The organism is Bacillus sp. SIMBA_154 (genome assembly GCF_046536015.1).
Classification (GTDB): domain Bacteria; phylum Bacillota; class Bacilli; order Bacillales; family Bacillaceae; genus Bacillus; species Bacillus pumilus_P.
Genome location: NZ_JAWJBV010000127.1, coordinates 1 through 328, shown reverse-complemented (window position 1 = coordinate 328; position 328 = coordinate 1). Strand labels below are relative to the sequence as shown.

The 328-nt window shown below is 48.5% G+C and carries 1 protein-coding gene; it reads right to left on the bottom strand.

The window, feature by feature from the left end; all coding sequences use genetic code 11:
• A partial coding sequence (locus R0K30_RS21420; RefSeq protein WP_410612800.1) for a sulfotransferase occupies window positions 1-328 on the bottom strand: 328 nt, incomplete at both ends.

The window sequence follows — 328 nt, the reverse complement described above, 5'->3', positions numbered from 1 at the left end:
ATGCCTCTGGGTTAAAAACGCTTTCTTCCAAGGGGAGTTCCAAGAACGCCAAGATCTCCCTCAGTTGCATCTCAGAGTTGTCGATAATTTCCCGATAGGACTGCATCCGGAAGCTGCAACCCAACTTGCTCTTCATGTCATCTGCGGACTTTTCAGATTGTAGAATGTAGTGAGCAATGCGTTCCTGAGACTTGGTGAACTCATTGGTATTGCCAGCGAAATTATTCGACAGGAGGGAAAGCCCGACGTCTAAGGGGTGCCTTTTCATATAGACAAATCGAGCCTCAGGCATGGCCTGTGCGGCGAAGCCAAGTTCGAATATGTTTCG